We start from the raw sequence: 17,297 nt of genomic DNA on the forward strand, positions 1-17,297 counted from the left end.
CCTCGGCAAGCGGCCGGACTTGCTGAAAACCAGATCGGCACCTTTCAGTTTGTATCGCAATGTATCGAAGCCGGGAGCGTCGACGTTTCGGTACATTCTCCCATCCAGCCAGACACATTCGAGATACGTCGTCACTGGCAGATAGCGTCACTGCTGAGCACGGCCCCTCGCCGTTCGCAGCCGGTCAATCGCTTCTAAAGGAACAAGACGATGACGCTTCTCATCATAGCCTATCTCGGCGGTGCGCTGACGATCCTCAGTCCGTGCATCCTGCCCATCCTCCCCTTCGTCTTTGCTCGCGCCGGACAGCCCTTCGTCCGGAGCACGTTGCCCATGCTGGCGGGCATGGCGCTCACATTTGCTGTTGTCGCGACGCTGGCCGCGGTCGGCGGCGCCTGGGCGATCCGCGCCAACGAGTATGGTCGCCTCGCGGCAATCGTGCTGCTCGGGCTCTTCGGCCTGAGCCTGATTTCGCCACGCATCGCCAATGCGCTGTCCCGGCCGGCAGTCGATCTCGGCAACAACCTCCTGAATGCCGCCGGCAACGGCCGCGCGACATCGAGTGTCAGAAGCTCTTTCGTGCTCGGCATTGCGACCGGCCTGCTCTGGGCGCCCTGCGCCGGCCCGATCCTTGGGCTGGTCCTGACGGGTGCTGCCTTGAAAGGCGCCAATCTGCAGACGACATTCCTGTTGCTTGCCTATGGCGCCGGCGCCGCGACCTCGCTTGCCATTGCCCTCTTTGCCGGCGGCAAGATCTTTGCCCGCATGAAGCAGTCTCTCGGCGTCAGCGAACGCATCCGCCAAGTCGCAGGCGCAGCGGTTCTGGCAGGCGTTGCCGCCATCGCGCTCGGCCTCCATACCGGCCTGCTCGCCCGCCTCTCCTATGCAAGCACCGGCTCCTTCGAACAGGCTTTGCTCGAGAAGCTGCACCCCCAGACCTCAGCCCCGGAGACCGAGGTTGCCAGCAACGGCGCCATCAAGGTTGCCACAGACGCGGCACGTCCATTCCACAGCGATCTTCCGATCGAAGGCCCCGCCCCCTCGCTCGACGGCGCCGTCACCTGGCTGAACTCTGAGCCGCTGACGACGGCCGGACTTCGCGGCAAGGTCGTCCTCGTCGACTTCTGGACCTATTCCTGCATCAACTGCATCCGCACCATCCCCTATGTTCGTGCCTGGGCGGAAAAGTATAGGGATCAGGGTCTCGTCGTGATCGGCGTCCACTCTCCGGAATTCGCCTTCGAAAAGAACATCGACAACGTCAAGAAGGCGATCGCCGACTTCAAGATCGGCTATCCCGTCGCGATCGATAATGATTACCGCATCTGGCGCGCCTTCGAGAACAATTACTGGCCTGCCCATTATCTGATCGACGCCAAGGGGCAGATCCGCTACCAGCACTTCGGCGAAGGCAACTACCGCCAGACCGAACAGGCGATCCAGGACCTCCTGCGCGAAGCCGGCAGCGACATGGCCCAAAGCGGCCCGGTCGTCCCCAATGCGAAGGGTGCGGAAGCAAGCCCCGACCTTGGCCACATCCGCTCCGGCGAAACCTATGTCGGCTACAGCCAGGCGACAGGTTTCGTCTCCCCCGAAGGGCTGAAAGCCGACACCGCCGCGGACTATTCCATTGCCAATCCCGGCCTCAACCAATGGGGACTGGCCGGAACCTGGACCGTCGGCTCGGAACAGGCATCGCTAGACAAGGCAGGCGGCGGCATCAGCTATCGCTTCAGTGCCCGCGATCTGCACCTCGTCCTCGGACCGTCGGCAGACGGAAAACCGGTCCGCTTCCAGGTGACCGTGGACGGAAAGGCGCCCGGCGCCGACCACGGCTCCGATACCGACGCCGATGGCAACGGCACCGTGACCGCAACCAAGCTCTATCAGCTCGTCCGCCAGTCCGGCGATGTCACCGCGCGCAACTTCGAGATCCGTTTCCTCGACCCCGGGGTGCAGGCGTACGCCTTCACCTTCGGCTGAAATGTCCTCTTCACCCCCAGCATGAACCTCATCTAACAGGAGTTACACCATGAAGACCCGTTTTCTCTCCATCGCCGCCCTTAGCCTTGCCGCAAGCACTTTTGCCTTTGCCGCACAGGCAGCCGAGATCAAGAATATCGTCATCGTCCACGGCGCGCTCGCCGACGGCTCCGGATGGCGCAAGACTGCCGACATCCTCGAAAAGGATGGCTTCAACGTCACGGTCGTGCAGGAACCGATCACTTCGCTCGCCGACGATGTCGCCGCCGCCAATCGCGTGCTCGACCTCCAGAACGGACCGAGCCTGCTCGTTGGCCACAGCTATGGCGGCATGGTCATCACCGAGGCAGGTAATCGCCCGGATGTCGCAGGCCTCGTCTATGTCGCAGCGTTTCAGCCGGACAAGGGCGAAAGCCTGATCAGCCTTGCAAGCTCGAAGCCTGCAGGCAGCATGAACATCCGCGAAACCAAGGACGGCCAATATCTTTATCTCGATCCCGCGACATTCGCCGCCGACTTTGCCGCCGACCTGCCGAAGGATGAAGCCAACTTCCTGGCAAAATCGCAGGTCTTTGCCTCGAAGGCCGCCTTCACCGCCAAGGTTGGCGATCCTGCCTGGAAGGCGAAGAAGAGCTGGGCCATCGTCGCAACCAATGACCGTTCCATCAATCCCGAGCTCGAGCGCGACATGGCAAAGCGTGCCGGCAGCGACGCGACCGAAATCGAGGCAAGCCATGCCGTCTTCGCCTCGCAGCCGGAAAAGGTGGCCGCCGTGATCGAGAAGGCGGCCAAGGACGCCGGCAAGTAAAGCAATCCGAGCGGCGGCTTCATGAACGAGGCCGCCGCCTATCCTTATGCGGGATCGTAGCGGCTGGCTTCGCTACCCGAGCCTAGAGGCAATAAAAGAGATCGAACCCCGACTTGATGTGAATAGGCAATGAAAGCCTATGGGGACGGCACGTTCAGGTTCCCGTTAGAATCATGCCCTACCTTTAGAATAATTCCAATCTAAGGAGGCACGATGTCTGCAAGATCCGCCTATTCCGTTCCGCAACGCATCCTTCACTGGCTTATGGCGCTGCTGATCTTCTTCAATCTCTTGTTTCCGGACGGGATGAATGCATGGCGGCGTCTTATTCGCCATGGCCAGACGCCGACGTCGGCAGACATCGCCAACGCCAACATTCACGCCTATGCCGGCATTGCCATCTTGCTGCTCGCCATCGTGCGCCTTGCCCTCAAATTTTCATCGGAAGCGCCCTCAATGCCGGACGGCCAGCCCGTCATTGTGCATTACATCGCCAGCGTGACGCATGTCCTGCTTTACGCATTGATTTTCGCGATGCCACTCTCGGGAATGGCGGCCTATTATCTCGGCGTCGACACCGCCGCTTTCCTGCATGGCGGCCCGATCAAGGCGGTGCTGTGGACAGTTGTCGTCCTTCACATATTCGGCGCGCTCGTTCAGCACTTCTATTTCCGATCGGACGTGCTGCGACGCATGACGATCGGTTGAATTGCGCGCGAGATTGGTGGCCTATACTCCCAGACCGCCAAAATGCTTCTCGAAGGAAAACAAGGCGGTCGGCAATGCGCTTCCGCCTTCAAGCGCGAGATCCGCCAGGATTTCGCCGATCACGCTCGTAAACTTGAAGCCATGGCCGGAACAGGCCGACGAGATCACCACATTCGGCTGTCCGGGCACCCTGTCGATGAGAAAATCCTCGCTCGGCAGCATCGTATAGCGGCAGGTGGTCGCCCGGACGCGAAACGACGTGGCCTCCGGCAAGCGCTTGCGGGCGAAGCTGTCGAGTAGATCGGTGTCGGTATCATTGACCGGCGGATTGGGAAGGGTCGGGTCGATCGGCTCCCTGAAATGCGCGTGGCGACCGATTTTGACGCCATCGACGCCGATGGCCGGGAAGCCGAAATAGGAACCTTCCGCTCCTTCATCGCGCAGGAAGCATGGCATGCGCTGCGGTTCGGCAACGAAGCCATCCTTGGGCTGATACCAGGCGACCACCTGCCGGATCGGCAGTGCATGCGCTTTCAGCTGCGGCACGAGTTCGGCAATCCAGGCGCCGGTTGCGACGATCACCTTGCGGGCGCGATATCGCCCGGTTGTGGAAATGACGGTCACGCCCGTATCGTCTGGCTCGATTGCGTTGACGCGCTCTCCGAAATGCAGAACCGCACCATCCTCCGCCGCAAACTTCAAATAGCCCATGATCGCCGCTTCAGGCCTGACATAGCCGCCCTGAGGATCGAGCACGCCGACCTCCCCGTCGTCCAATGCGAAGGCCGGAAAGCGACGTTTCATGGCGTCGCGATCGAGTATCTCATGCGCCAGGCCGTGCATGTCGCAGGAAGCGCGCGTGCCGCTCACGATCTTACTGTCGGGCGTACCGATCTGCAGGACACCTGTCACCGTCAGGATTTCGGCTCGCAGCCTTGCCTCCAGCGAGCGCCAGTTTTGATAGGCACGCTTCAGCAAGGGAACATAGGACGGATCTTCGAAGTAGCCGAGACGGATCAGGCGGCTGTCGCCATGCGAGGAGCTGAGCGCATGGGCGGGGAAATGCGCCTCGATCCCGATCGCCTTTGCACCGCGCGCCGCTGCGAAAGACAAGGCTGCACTTCCCATCGCGCCGAGGCCGACGACGGCAAGGTCGAATTCCGTAGTCATTTCATGCTCCAGTTTGGCTTTCCGCAGGCGGCGCGGTCTTGGTGATCATGGCCCGCAAGGCTTCCATATCCGCATTTAAGGGACGATCGTCGCCGTAAACGGGCACGCATGAGCGGACAGCCGCGTGGATACGCTCCGTTCCCGGCGCTCTGGCACCCTTCGAAACGAGGAAATCATGTGCCTGCGCCGCCGCCATCAGCTCGATGGCCAGGATATATTCGGCATTGTCGAGGATAGCGAGCAGCTTGTTGGCAGCAGCGGTCGGATGGGCCAGGAAGTCTTCCTGCAGGCCGGAGGTCAGGCCGCCATCGAGCGATGCCGGTGCGGCGAGCCGCCGGTTGTCGTTGCTCAGCGCCGCGGCCGTGTATTGCGCGATCATGAAACCGGAGTGGCTGCCGGCGTCGCTAGCAAGAAACGGCGGCAGGCCGCTGACCAGCGGATTGACGAGGCGATCCGTCCGGCGTTCGCTCATCGCGGCAATTTGGGCGATCGCAATCGCCAGACTGTCTGCTGCCTGGCCGAGGGCGGGTGCAACGGCATGGGCTTCGGAAGAGACGATGGGCTCTTCTGGCGTCCCCGAAACAGCCGGATTGTCCGTTACCGAGGCGAGTTCCTGATCGACGATATCAGCCGTCTGCTCGAAGACATCCCAGGCCGCGCCGTGGGCGTGGGGGACTGACCTCAGGCTCAGCGCATCCTGCGTCCGCCGGCCGACGGCGGCCGCAACGAGACCGCTGCCATGCAAACGGCTGCGCAATCTGCGCCCGACTTTAGCGATGCCGGCCGATGGGCGCAACGCCAGTACCTTCTCATCAAAAGCCGCCATCTGGCAGCCAACGGCTTCCAAGGTCAGCGCGGCGATGGCATCGGCCCAATCGAGCAGGTGCTCGGCACGGGAGACGGCAAGCGCCGATAATCCCGTGGCGCAGGCCGTGCCATTGACGAGGCTTAAGCCCTCTTTGGCGCCAAGCACCAAGGGGTTCAGACCGATTGCCGCAAGCGCCTCGGCACCTTTCATCGACTTGCCTTTCACGACAGCCCTGCCCTCGCCGATCAGGACGAGCGCCGTATGGGCATTGTGCGTGAGATAGCCGGCTGAGCCTTTGGATGGGACTTCCGGAATGCAGTCACGTTCGAGAAACGCGGCCAGATGCCTGATGATCTCTGGCCGCACGCCGGAATGGCCATGGGCGAAATTGGCGATCTGCGCCGCAATGATCGAGCGCACCTCGCGGGCTGGCAGAAGCGGGCCGACACCGCAGGCGTGGCTGAGGATGATATTGCGCGACAGCCGGCTTTGGGAATCGCGATCAACAACCGTATCGGAAAGCGCACCAACGCCGGTATTGACGCCGTAGGCGCGGACGCCCGTTTCCACGATACGCTCTACGATGCGGCTTGCCTGAGCAACGCGTTTCCAGGCAGCATCGGAGAGAGACAAGGATTCACCGGCACCGACGCGGGCGACGTCGCGCCAGGATAGCGGCCTATCGATCGTAACGGTCATTGTCCGTTTCCGAAGTGACCGATGAACTGGCGAAAGGCCGGCGAGGCGCCGCCGCCGAACATCTCATCCGGCGTGCCGGTGCTTTCGACAAGCCCTTCCTTCATGAAGACGACGCGGTTGGAGACATTGCGGGCGAAGCTCATCTCGTGGGTGACGACCAGCATGGTCATGCCTTCCTCGGCAAGGGCGCGCATGACGCGCAGCACTTCGCCGACGAGTTCCGGATCGAGCGCCGAGGTCGGCTCGTCGAACAGCATAACCTTCGGCTTCATGGCGAGTGCACGGGCAATTGCCGCGCGCTGCTGCTGGCCGCCGGAGAGATGTGCGGGATAGGCATGACGCTTGTCGGCAATGCCGACCTTCTCCAGCAGCGCTTCGGCCTCGGCAATGCATTCCGAGCGTGAGCGCTTCAGGACATGCACCGGCCCTTCGATGACATTCTGCAGGATCGTCATGTGGGACCAGAGATTGAAACTCTGGAAGACCATGCCAAGTTCGGAGCGGATATGATCCACCTGCTTATGGCTCGCTGGGTAGCTCTTGCCATTCTTATGGATCATGCGGATCTGCTCGCCATCCACCCAGATCTCGCCATCGGTGGCAATTTCGAGGAGGTTGATGCAGCGAAGGAAGGTCGATTTGCCCGAGCCGGAAGCGCCGAGCAGCGAAATCACATCGCCATCCTGAGCATCGAGGGAAATGCCTCGCAAGACTTCATGAGTACCGAAGCTCTTGCGGATGTTGCGGACGGAAAGTCGGGTGACACCTGGCATGATTTGCCTGCTCCAGTAAGCTTTAGGCCTTCAGCGCCGGCGGTATCGCGCGGCGATGGCGGGACAGAGAATATTCCAGCAGGGCCATGGCCTGCAGAATGATGAAATTCAGCACGAGGTAGATGATCGCGGCACAGATGAAGACTTCCATCGTGCGGTAGGTCTGCGAAATCAGCCGCTGGGCGACACCTGTGACCTCCCAGACCGTGACGAGGCTTGCGAGCGCCGTCGACTTCATCATCAGCACGATCTCGGTCGAATAGGCCGGCAGCGCATGCCTAAAGGCGATCGGCGCTATGATGCGGCGCACGAGCAGGAAGCCGGACATGCCGATCGAACGCGCGGCTTCGATCTCCTTCGGCGAAACGGCACGGATGCCGCCGCGAAAGATCTCGGCCGAATAGCCGGCGGTGCAGAGCGCCAACGACAGGATCGCGCAAACGACGGGCTCGCGCAGGAACGGCCAGAGGAACGAATAGCGGATGATCGAGAATTGCGCCAAGCCATAGAAGACCAGGAACATCTGGATCAGCAGCGGCGAGCCGCGAAACACGAAGATGTAACCCTTGGCAAAGCCGGACAGGATCGGATTGCCGCTGACGCGCATGGCGACGATGACGAGAGCGAGAAGGCCGCCACAGAGGATCGACAGGGAGAAGAGCAGCAGCGTCATCGGCACTGCCTTCAGCAGCGTGACCATCGTGCTCGAAAGAAAAACGAAATCCATACCGTCCTCCTCAAGCCTGGCCGATGGTCGCAGCCGGCATGCTGCGATTGGCGTGACGTTCGGCTTTGTTGAAGATGCGGTCCGACAGGCTGGTCAGGACCAGATAGAGAATGCCGCCGGCGATGAAGAAGAGGAAATATTGACGGGTAGAGCCGGCTGCGACCTGGCTGGTGCGCATCAGCTCCGCAAGGCCGGTCACGGAAATCAAAGCGGAATCCTTGAGGCTGAGCTGCCACACATTGCCGAGCCCGGGAATGGCAAAGCGGAAGACCTGCGGAATGATGATGCGGCGCAGGCGCAGACCGCGATGCATGCCTATGGCAGACGCGGCCTCCAGCTCGCCCTTGGAAATGGCAAGATAGGCGCCGCGGAAAACCTCGGCCTGATAGGCGCCGGAAATGATGCCGACGGCAAGAGCACCCGCGGCAAAGGACGGCAGGCCGAGAAAGCCTTCATAGCCCAGCCATTTGCCGATGGACGTTACCGCTGACGAGCCGCCGAAATAGATCAGATAGATGATCAGAAGCTCGGGAACGCCGCGAAAGACTGTCGTGTAGATATTGCCGAGCGTCTTCAGCACCAGGCTTCCGGAAAGTTTCGCGAAGGCAATGACCGCGCCCAGAACGGCGCCGATGGCCAAGGCGGTTGCCGTGACGGCAAGCGTCATCAAGGCGGCAACAAGCAGCAGCGCGCCCCACCCGTTCGAGCCGAAGCCCAGCAATTGCAAGCTTGCCATAGATCCAATCCCCGTCCGTGGCAGTTTCAGGCGTCAGGATATCATATGGTCTCCGGCCGCAAAGCCGGAGACCGATGAAAACGACCCAAAGGCCGCACTCATCAATTCGGGCTGACGTCGACCTTGAACCACTTCATCGACAGGGTCTTGATGGTACCGTCGGCAAGCGCAGACTTGATCGCCTCATTGAACTTGTCGCGCAGATCGGTATCGGCTTGGCGGATGCCGAGGCCTTCGCCTTCGCCCCAGATGGAGCCGGCGATTTCCGGGCCGGTGAAGGCGAGCGAATCATTGGCGCTGGCAAAGGCGTTCGCGAAGTAGACGGCGTCATCGAAGCCGAGATCGATACGGCCGTTCTGCAGATCGAGATCGCGGTCGGCGCCGGTCTTGTATTCGCGGATCGTGGCGATCGAGCCGAAATTGTCATAGACGAACTTGGCATAAACGGTTGCAGCCTGGATGCCGATCGTCTTGCCCTTGAAGGCTTCCTTCAACACGTCGATTTCCTTGACGCCGGTCTGGCCGGGGGTCATCTTGATCGTGGTGCCGGTGCCTGCAGCCTTGGCAAGCGGGCTGTCCTTGGCGGTCGCAAAGGCAGCGGGCGTCGCGGCGTAAGGAATGGTGAAGCCGATGACCTGCTTGCGCTCGTCCGTGATCGACAGCGCATCCATGATGACGTCGAACTTGCCGGCGTTCAACGCCGGGATCATGCCGTCCCAGTCGGAAGCAACGAGCTTGCAATCGATCTTGGCTCGTTCGCACAGAACCTTGGCAAGCTCCGGCTCGAACCCGCCGAGCGTGCCGTCGGCGTTCGTCATGTTCCACGGCGCGTAGGCACCTTCCAGGGTAATCGTTGCCGTCTTCCAGTCCTTGGCGAATGCCGGCGCGGCAAAAGCGGCGGCAGCTACGACGCCTGATAAGAGAATTGCACTGAATTTCATCGTATTGAGCTCCTCTGAGGTTGAAACAGGCTTTGCAGCACTTCCTACCGATCTTCGCCGGCTTGCCCGCTTTCCCAATTAATTTTTAGGATTGATTGCGAGGTTGTATAGGGTACCATATGAGATAATTTATGATATGCAAGTGGGAAAGTTGTTTTCGAGGCAGATTCACGCGGTGCAAAGGGAATAGGCAATGAAGCGTTCCGGCGAGATGAAACGCGAACTGGCGGAAAATGATACCGCACCTCTCTATGCCGGCGTCAAGCAGATGATACTCGACCGCATTCATAGCGGTGAGTGGCCGCCGAAATATCGCGTTCCCTCCGAAAACGAATTGGTGGTCGAGCTTGGCGTCAGCAAGATGACGGCCAATCGTGCGCTGCGAGAACTGGCCAATGAAGGCGAACTCGTCCGCATCCAGGGTGTCGGCTCCTTCGTCGCCGAGCGCAAAGGAGCCTCTGCCCTCTTCGAGGTCCGCAACATCGCCGAGGAAATCGCCGAACGCGGCCATTCTCATCAGGCAACTGTGATTGTGCTGGCCCAGGAAGCCGCCTCGCCCGACGTAGCCGATGCACTGGAACTCGGCATCGGATCGCCGGCTTTTCATTCGCTGATCGTGCATAGCGAGAACGGCGTGCCGGTACAGATCGAAGACCGGCATGTCCATCCGGACGCCGCGCCCGATTACCTGCAGCAGGATTTTACCGACATGACGCCGAATGCCTATCTCTCGGCCGTTGCCCCGCTCAGCGGCTCGGAACATGTCGTCGAAGCCGTCATGCCGCAAGCCTGGGAATGCAAGCTGCTGACGATCCTGAAGACCGAACCCTGCCTGACGATCTGGAGGCGCACATGGTCGGCGCGCGGCATCGTGTCCACGGCGCGGCTGGTTTATCCGGGACATCGCTATCGGCTGGAGAGCCAAAGCGGCAAACCATCCGAGCGCTAGTTGTATATGGAACATATGACATCCACGCGTTCTGAAAAAGCGCAAGGGATAAAAGCGGGGTCGAATGGCCTGATATGCTGTCGGCACATTACGATAGCTGCGGGTGCATTCCATAATAGCGTGCCCAAAAGCGGGTCCGATGCTTTTGCAAGGTCTGCGATAGCCGTCAATGATGGCCTTCAGAGACTGCTCAGCAAAAGGCTGGTCTCGCTGTTTGCGACACCATCGATCATCCGCACCTCGCGCAAGACGCGGTCGAAGTCGGACAGGCTGGTCGCTCGGATATTGGCGACGAGATCCCAATTGCCGTTCGTCGTATGCAGTGAGTAAATTTCGGGCAGGCCGCGCAGCTTGCGGATGACCTGCGTCGTCGATTTCCCCACGACTTCGATCATCATGACGGCATGCACGGTCTGCTCCTCATAGTCTTCGCGGACCCTCACGGTGAAGCCAAGCAGCGTGCCGGTCTCTATCAGCCGGTCCAGCCTGTTCTGCACCGTGCCACGCGCGACGCCCAGAACGTCGGACAGTTTGGAGAGCGAAGCCCGCCCGTCGGCACGCAGATGAGCGATGATACGCCGGTCGAGATCATCGGGAATATACTTGGCAAGCGTCATCGCAGATCCTGATCTTATCTAATCTGTCAAAAATCCTGGGCAATTTGTATAAACCCATACCAGAACTGACACAGTTTTGCGATTTCAGTCAATCGATCCGCTTGATACCCTAGGGAAATGATTTTCATCGAGGATACGAGAATGTCCGCACCGCTCCCATCGGAAAGAGCTTTCATTCCCTTCGTCAGCGTCGAGAACATGATGCGGCTTGTCCATCACATCGGCATCGAAACCGTGCTCATCGAACTCACGGACGCCATCGAAGCGGATTTCCGCCGCTGGGACCTCTTCGACAAGACGCCCCGCGTAGCTTCCCATTCGCATGACGGCGTCATCGAGCTGATGCCCACCTCGGATGGCGCCGTCTACAGCTTCAAATATGTCAACGGCCATCCGAAGAACATGGCGCAGGGACTGCAGACCGTGACCGCCTTCGGCCTGCTTGCAGAAGTCTCGACCGGATATCCGGTGCTTTTGACCGAAATGACGCTGCTGACGGCGCTGCGCACCGCTGCCACCTCGGCGATGGCGGCCAAACATCTGGCGCCGGCCAATTCGCGGCGCCTCACCCTGATCGGCAATGGCGCACAGGCGGAATTCCAGGCGCTGGCAATGAAGGCGGTCCTCGGCATCGAGGAAGTCCGCCTCTACGACATTGATCCGAGAGCAACCGAAAAGACCGTCCGCAATCTCGCCAGAACAGGCCTGCGTCTGGTGCCCTGCACCTCGGCTCAGGCTGCCATCGAAGGTGCCGATATCATCACGACGTGCACGGCCGACAAGCAATTCGCGACCATTTTGACGGACAACATGGTCGGCGCCGGCGTCCACATCAACGCCATCGGTGGCGATTGCCCGGGCAAGACGGAGCTCCACCGCGACATCCTGCTGCGCTCCGACACCTTCGTTGAATATCCGCCGCAGACACGCATCGAGGGCGAAATCCAGCAGATGGGCGCGGACTATCCGGTCACCGAACTCTGGCAGGTCGTCAGCGGCCGGGCGCCGGGCCGCAGCAGCGACGGGCAAATCACGCTCTTCGACAGCGTCGGCTTCGCGATCGAGGATTTTTCCGCTCTGCGCTATGTCCGCGAAAAGCTGGCCGGCACGGACTATTTCCAAAAGCTCGACATCATCGCCGATCCAGACGATCCGCGCGACCTCTTCGGCATGCTGCTGCGGGCAGCCTGAGACAACTCACGGAAAGAGCGCGAAAATGATCTGATCTCCCTCCGCGATGCGAGGGGGAATCTCATCATGGGATATCGGATCAATACAATCCGCTCTCATCGTCAACTGCTTAAAGTTGGCGGAAGAGCTGGCAAGCGGACAATCACTTATGTGACTTGAAATACATCGAAATCAGCGGTTTTCTTTCTGCACTTCGTAGCGGAGTATATGCTATGAATTCGCAAGCATCGGGGAGACCCGGCAATTCTTGCGAACTCCAGTCGCTAACGAGAGGATGCATTCTGAACATCGTGCCCGAACTGGTAAGACAAACGAACGAGATGGCTGATCTTATCTCCGGCTTCGATTGGGCAGCCACTAGTCTTGGGCCTAGGTCGGAATGGCCCGCATGCCTTACAGCTGCCGTCGATATCATGCTCCCCGCCCAAGCTCAGATCGTTATGTTCTGGGGCGAGGACTTCATTGCACTTTACAACGACGCCTATGCGCCGACGATAGGTGACAAGCATCCTCGCGCACTCGGCCGGCCTGCGCGAGAAAACTGGGCCGAACTCTGGAGCGACCTCGAACCGCTCCTTCGCTCCGTCCTTCATGATGGCAACGCGATCGTTGCCAAGGACCGGCCTTTCTACATCGAGCGCTACGGCTATCCCGAAACGGTTTACTTCGACATTTCCTATTCGCCCGTCCGTGATGCGGACGGCAGCGCACTGGGTGTCTTCTGCATCGTCAACGAAACCACGGAACGGGTTCGAACGGAGCGGGCGTTGCGTGAAAGCGAAGAGCTGTTTCGCGCCGTCATCTCGCAATCGGCGACAGGGTTTGCCCAATGCGAACTCGATGGCCGTTTCGTCCTGGTGAACGAGCGCTTCTGCGAGATTGTCGGCTATTCGGAACGCGAACTCCTCGGCATGCGGACCTATGACATTACCTATCCGGACGATCTGCATGAGAATACCCGCCTGTTCGAAATGATGATGACGACGGGAGAAAGCTTCGAGATCGAAAAGCGCTTTATTCGCAAGGATGGCAGCCTCGTCTGGGTTGCAAACTCCGTTTCCGGTTTGAAAGACAGCTCGGGACGCATCCAGCGGACCGCCGCGATCGTCACCGATATCAGTGAACGCAAGCGTGCACAGGAGGTAGAGCGGCAATTGGCGGCGATTGTCGCCTCATCGGACGACGCCATCCTCAGCATCGATCTCAACATGATCATCACAAGCTGGAATAGCGGCGCGGAAAGGCTTTATGGACAATCGGCCGAAGAGGCCATCGGCCGGTCCGTGATGATGCTCGTTCCGGAGGACCGCAGTGACGAGGAGCCGGCGATTCTGGCGCGGATCCGTTCGGGCCAAAAGGTAGAGCCTTACGAAACCAAGCGGCGCAACAAGAACGGCGAGCTTGTCGATGTTCTCCTTAGCGTTTCGCCGATCTATGACGTCTATGGCCGGATCGTGGGGGCATCGAAGACCGCCCATGACATCAGCGCCAAGAAGGAGGCCGAGCGCCTGCAGACCGTGCTGGTCGGCGAGCTCAATCACCGTGTCAAGAATGTGCTCGCAACCGTCATGGCCATTGCACGCCAGACATTGGGAAGAGATGACGTCGACAAGACATCCGTCGAGACCTTCGAGGCAAGGCTCTCCTCAATGGCGCGTGCTCACGATTTGCTGATCCATGGCAAATGGGAGCAAGCCGAATTGACTGAAATCATAGCCCAGGCATTGTCGCCCTATCCGAAAGACCGGTTCGAAATCTCCGGCCCTGCCATCAAGCTTGCGCCGCGGGCCGTTGTCTCCATATCGCTCGCGCTGCATGAGCTTGCAACGAATGCGGCCAAATATGGCGCGCTTTCAGTGCCTGATGGACGCATTGCCATTACTTGGTCGCTGGAAAGCGGCGGGGCCGAACGCCTCAAGTTGCGGTGGCAGGAAGCAGGAGGACCAACCGTAACACCTCCGACCCGCAGGGGTTTCGGCTCCCGCCTGATAGAAAGTCTGCTGGCGGCAGAATTGAACGGCAAGGTCCAAATCAGCTACGAACCAAGCGGCTTGATCTGCGAAGTGGATGCTGCAGCCGGCATCGGCTGGGATCAGGATCGCGGAACGGCGGAATAAGGTCTTTCCCGCACCGAGCCGACATCGGCTCAACGCAGCCCCTTCGGCCGCGTCGCAAGCACGTTGCGGATCGAGAAGCTCGAATGGATTCGCAGCACTCCCGGCATGGTCGACAGGATATCCTTATGGATACGTTCGAAGTCGCCGGGATTGGCGACTTCGACACGCAGCAGATAGTCGGAGCCGCCCGTCATCAAAAAGCATTCCTTGATCTCGGGATGTTTGCGCACCGCCGCCTCGAAACGATCGAGATGCTCTTCCGTCTGCCGCTCGAGCGTGATGTTGATGATGACGGCGATCGATGCCTCCGCCTGCGATGTGTCCACCAGCGCCGTGTAACCGCGGATTACCCCGGCCTGCTCCATCAATTTGATGCGCCGCAGGCAGGCCGATGGCGATAGTCCCACTTCGCTTGCCAGCTTCGCGTTGCTGACACGGGCATCAAGTCGAAGCAGGCGGAGAATATTGCGGTCGATGGCATCGAGAGCGGCCATGTGGAATCTTTCAAAAATTCGCAGATCATTTCAATATCTTTGCAATTACACAATAATCAATCACTGTTTGGCGAGCAATTTCACGATCCTTTCAATAATCTGCCGTTGAAGAAGCGAGGGCGGACATGGACGGCGGTATTGTGGATTCTCGGGCGCCAAAGTTGGCGATGGATAGTGGAGCATGTGGCTATCTGACGGTCGATCTGGCCGCACTATCCCGGAATTACGATAAGTTATCCGCCATCGTTGCGCCGGCAAAAACAGCTGCCGTCGTCAAGGCCGATTCCTATGGGCTCGGTGCCAATCAAGTCTCGAAAACGCTCTACGGGCGCGGGTGCCGGCATTTTTTCGTCGCCCATTTCATCGAGGCACTGCGGCTGCGGCCGCAACTCGCTGGCGATGCGGCGATTTTTGTCCTGAACGGCCTGTTGCCCGGCAACGAGGCTACCTGCGCCGATGGCGGCATCGTGCCTGTCATCAATTCGCTCGATCAGTTGCAGCAATGGTCGCAGACGGCACGCTCTCTTCAGCGCAGGCTGCCGGCGGTTCTGCAATTCGATACCGGCATGTCGCGCCTTGGCATTCCACCGGAAGATCGTGGCGTGGTTGCAACTCACCTGCAGACATCCGACGACATCGATATCCTGTTCATCATGAGCCACCTTGCCTCCGCAGATGAGGTCGGCAACGAACAAAACGCCGACCAGCTTGCCGAAATGCGCCGTGTCGCAGCGGAGTTTCCGCAGTACGATGTTTCGTTCGCAAACTCCGGCGGTATCTTTCTTGGCGGAGATTTCCATGGCGTACTGGCGCGCCCCGGGATTGCCCTCTATGGCGGCGCTCCGACCGGTGGCGTTGCCAACCCCATGGAGGCCGTCGTTCGGCTCGATGTCGCAGTCGTACAGACACGAACCGTTTTGGAAGGCGCTCGGGTCGGCTATGGCGGCGTGCATGTGACGAAGGGCCGGACCCGACTCGCGACGATCGCCGCCGGCTATGCCGATGGCCTGCCGCGCAGCCTCAGCGATCGCGGCGCGGTCTATTACAACGGCGTTCGCCTGCCGATCGTCGGCCGCGTCTCGATGGACAGCGCGACAATCGATATCAGCGCCTTACCTGAAGGCGCGCTCTCTTTCGGTAGCATGGTGGAAGTTCTTGGAGATCATCAGACCGTGGATGATCTTGCGCGCGACGCCGGCTTGATTTCCTACGAAATCCTGACCAGTCTCGGCCATCGCTTCCACCGTCAATATCGCTGACCTTCCCATCTCTCAAGTCTCTGAGGACATCATGAAAGTCGTCGTTCTGGGTGCCGGCATCATCGGCGTGACGTCAGCCTATCAGCTTGCCAAGGCGGGCCACGAAGTCACGGTCATCGACCGGCAGCAGGGACCGGCGCTGGAGACGAGCTTTGCCAATGCCGGCGAAGTCTCTTTCGGCTACTGCTCGCCCTGGGCGGCCCCCGGCATTCCGATGAAGGCGATCAAGTGGCTGTTCATGCACCATGCGCCCCTCATCCTGCGCCCGAAGGTCGATGGCGCCATGCTCTCGTGGCTCGTCAAGATGCTGTCGAACTGCACGTCGGAACGCTACGCGATCAACAAGAGCCGCATGCTGCGCCTTGCCGATTATAGCCGCATTTCGCTCGCTGAGCTTCGTGAAGAGACGGGTATTGCCTATGACGAACGCATGCAGGGCACGCTGCAGCTTTTCCGCACGCAAGCGCAGCTCGATGCATCGGCCAAGGACGTCAAGGCCCTGGCAGCCGACGGCATTCCGTATGAGGTGCTCGATCCCGATGGCTGTATTCGCGTCGAACCAGCGCTCCGGCATGTCCGCGGCAAGATCGTCGGTGGCCTGCTGACGCCGAAGGACGAGACCGGCGACTGCTTTAAATTCACCAATGCACTTGCGGCAAAGGCGATCGAACTCGGCGTCCGGTTCCTGTACGGCACGACGATCAGAGGGCTCGACGTCCCGGGCGGGCAGGTGCATGCCGTCATGACCGATCATGGCCGCGTGGACGCGGATGCGATCGTCGTCGCGCTCGGCAGCTATTCGCCGCTTTTGCTGAAGCCGCTCGGCATCAGCCTGTCCGTCTATCCGGTCAAGGGTTACTCGCTGACGATCCCGATCACCGATGCCTCGCGCGCACCGGAATCGACCGTCATGGACGAAACCTACAAGATCGCCATCACCCGGCTTGGCGATCGCATCCGAGTCGGCGGAATGGCCGAGATTTCCGGCTATACCAACGATCTCGGCCTTGCCCGGCGCCAGACGCTCGAGCATTCCGTGACCGATCTCTTCCCCGGCGGCGATGTTGCAAAGGCATCCTTCTGGTCGGGCCTGCGGCCGATGACGCCGGATGGCACACCAGTCATCGGACCGACGAAGATCAAGGGGCTTTACCTCAATACCGGACACGGCACGCTCGGATGGACCATGAGTTCAGGCTCGGCGCGCGTCATCAGCGATCTCGTCAGTGGCCGCAAGCCTGATATCGACGCTACCGATCTCGCCATCAGCCGCTACGCCTGACAAGCGGCTTGCGCATAAGTGCTTCAGAAAAGAGG

General features: G+C 60.2%; 16 protein-coding genes. 8 read left to right on the forward strand and 8 right to left on the reverse strand.

The features are described from left to right. Window positions 1–210 precede the first annotated feature (210 nt). The 3 genes from RTCIAT899_RS28880 (at window position 211) to RTCIAT899_RS28890 (ending at window position 3,499) form a co-directional block, all read left to right on the forward strand. Entirely contained in the window at window positions 211–1,983 is a 1,773-nt protein-coding gene (locus RTCIAT899_RS28880) for a cytochrome c biogenesis protein DipZ (RefSeq protein WP_015343384.1), read from the forward strand. Window positions 1,984–2,032: 49 nt separating this feature from the next. Next, window positions 2,033–2,791 carry an alpha/beta fold hydrolase gene (locus tag RTCIAT899_RS28885; RefSeq protein ID WP_015343385.1) on the forward strand — a complete coding sequence of 253 codons (759 nt, stop codon included), beginning with the start codon at window positions 2,033–2,035 and terminating at the stop codon, window positions 2,789–2,791. 213 nt (window positions 2,792–3,004) lie between these two features. Next, window positions 3,005–3,499, forward strand: a complete 495-nt coding sequence (locus RTCIAT899_RS28890) for a cytochrome b (protein ID WP_015343386.1) — start codon at window positions 3,005–3,007, stop codon at window positions 3,497–3,499. A gap of 21 nt (window positions 3,500–3,520) precedes the next feature. On the opposite strand, the gene solA is transcribed toward RTCIAT899_RS28890, so the two are convergent. The 6 genes from solA to RTCIAT899_RS28920 form a co-directional block, all read right to left on the reverse strand. Further along, window positions 3,521–4,669: an N-methyl-L-tryptophan oxidase gene (gene solA, locus RTCIAT899_RS28895; RefSeq protein WP_015343387.1), complete on the reverse strand. Its 1,149-nt coding sequence runs from the start codon at window positions 4,667–4,669 to the stop codon at window positions 3,521–3,523. 1 nt (window position 4,670) lies between these two features. Further along, window positions 4,671–6,176, reverse strand: a complete 1,506-nt coding sequence (locus tag RTCIAT899_RS28900; RefSeq protein ID WP_015343388.1) for an HAL/PAL/TAL family ammonia-lyase — start codon at window positions 6,174–6,176, stop codon at window positions 4,671–4,673. Continuing rightward, on the reverse strand, window positions 6,173–6,949 hold the full coding sequence (locus RTCIAT899_RS28905; protein ID WP_015343389.1) for an ABC transporter ATP-binding protein: 777 nt from the start codon (window positions 6,947–6,949) through the stop codon (window positions 6,173–6,175). Before RTCIAT899_RS28905 ends, RTCIAT899_RS28900 begins: the two co-directional genes overlap by 4 nt. A 22-nt stretch (window positions 6,950–6,971) precedes the next feature. Continuing rightward, window positions 6,972–7,676: an ABC transporter permease gene (locus RTCIAT899_RS28910; protein WP_015343390.1), complete on the reverse strand. Its 705-nt coding sequence runs from the start codon at window positions 7,674–7,676 to the stop codon at window positions 6,972–6,974. Window positions 7,677–7,686: 10 nt separating this feature from the next. Next, window positions 7,687–8,412, reverse strand: coding sequence for an ABC transporter permease (locus tag RTCIAT899_RS28915; RefSeq protein ID WP_041678241.1), 726 nt, complete (start codon window positions 8,410–8,412; stop codon window positions 7,687–7,689). Window positions 8,413–8,513: 101 nt separating this feature from the next. After that, complete coding sequence (locus tag RTCIAT899_RS28920) at window positions 8,514–9,353, reverse strand: transporter substrate-binding domain-containing protein (RefSeq protein WP_015343392.1); 840 nt, start codon at window positions 9,351–9,353, stop codon at window positions 8,514–8,516. 193 nt (window positions 9,354–9,546) lie between these two features. On the opposite strand from RTCIAT899_RS28920, the gene hutC reads away from it, so the two are divergent. Continuing rightward, window positions 9,547–10,302 (forward strand): histidine utilization repressor, encoded by a 756-nt coding sequence (gene hutC, locus RTCIAT899_RS28925; protein WP_015343393.1) that lies wholly within the window; start codon window positions 9,547–9,549, stop codon window positions 10,300–10,302. Between the two features lie 179 nt (window positions 10,303–10,481). Here the strand turns inward: hutC and RTCIAT899_RS28930 are convergent, their stop codons facing one another. Continuing rightward, on the reverse strand, window positions 10,482–10,919 hold the full coding sequence (locus RTCIAT899_RS28930; RefSeq protein ID WP_015343394.1) for an Lrp/AsnC family transcriptional regulator: 438 nt from the start codon (window positions 10,917–10,919) through the stop codon (window positions 10,482–10,484). A 141-nt stretch (window positions 10,920–11,060) separates the two neighbouring features. Here RTCIAT899_RS28930 and RTCIAT899_RS28935 point away from each other — a divergent pair, with 141 nt between their 5' ends. Next, complete coding sequence (locus tag RTCIAT899_RS28935) at window positions 11,061–12,110, forward strand: ornithine cyclodeaminase (RefSeq protein ID WP_015343395.1); 1,050 nt, start codon at window positions 11,061–11,063, stop codon at window positions 12,108–12,110. Between the two features lie 320 nt (window positions 12,111–12,430). Continuing rightward, window positions 12,431–14,227 (forward strand): PAS domain-containing sensor histidine kinase, encoded by a 1,797-nt coding sequence (locus RTCIAT899_RS28940; RefSeq protein ID WP_041678242.1) that lies wholly within the window; start codon window positions 12,431–12,433, stop codon window positions 14,225–14,227. Window positions 14,228–14,256: 29 nt separating this feature from the next. Here RTCIAT899_RS28940 and RTCIAT899_RS28945 read toward each other — a convergent pair whose 3' ends face one another. Then, window positions 14,257–14,721 (reverse strand): Lrp/AsnC family transcriptional regulator, encoded by a 465-nt coding sequence (locus RTCIAT899_RS28945; protein WP_015343397.1) that lies wholly within the window; start codon window positions 14,719–14,721, stop codon window positions 14,257–14,259. 125 nt (window positions 14,722–14,846) lie between these two features. On the opposite strand from RTCIAT899_RS28945, the gene alr reads away from it, so the two are divergent. Beyond that, the gene (gene alr, locus RTCIAT899_RS28950) at window positions 14,847–15,980 is read left to right on the forward strand and encodes an alanine racemase (protein WP_041678243.1); all 1,134 of its coding nucleotides are present in this window, start codon (window positions 14,847–14,849) and stop codon (window positions 15,978–15,980) included. Between the two features lie 31 nt (window positions 15,981–16,011). Then, window positions 16,012–17,262 (forward strand): D-amino acid dehydrogenase, encoded by a 1,251-nt coding sequence (locus tag RTCIAT899_RS28955; RefSeq protein WP_015343399.1) that lies wholly within the window; start codon window positions 16,012–16,014, stop codon window positions 17,260–17,262. Window positions 17,263–17,297: the final 35 nt, after the last annotated feature.

Source organism: Rhizobium tropici CIAT 899, assembly GCF_000330885.1.
Taxonomy (GTDB): Bacteria; Pseudomonadota; Alphaproteobacteria; order Rhizobiales; family Rhizobiaceae; genus Rhizobium; species Rhizobium tropici.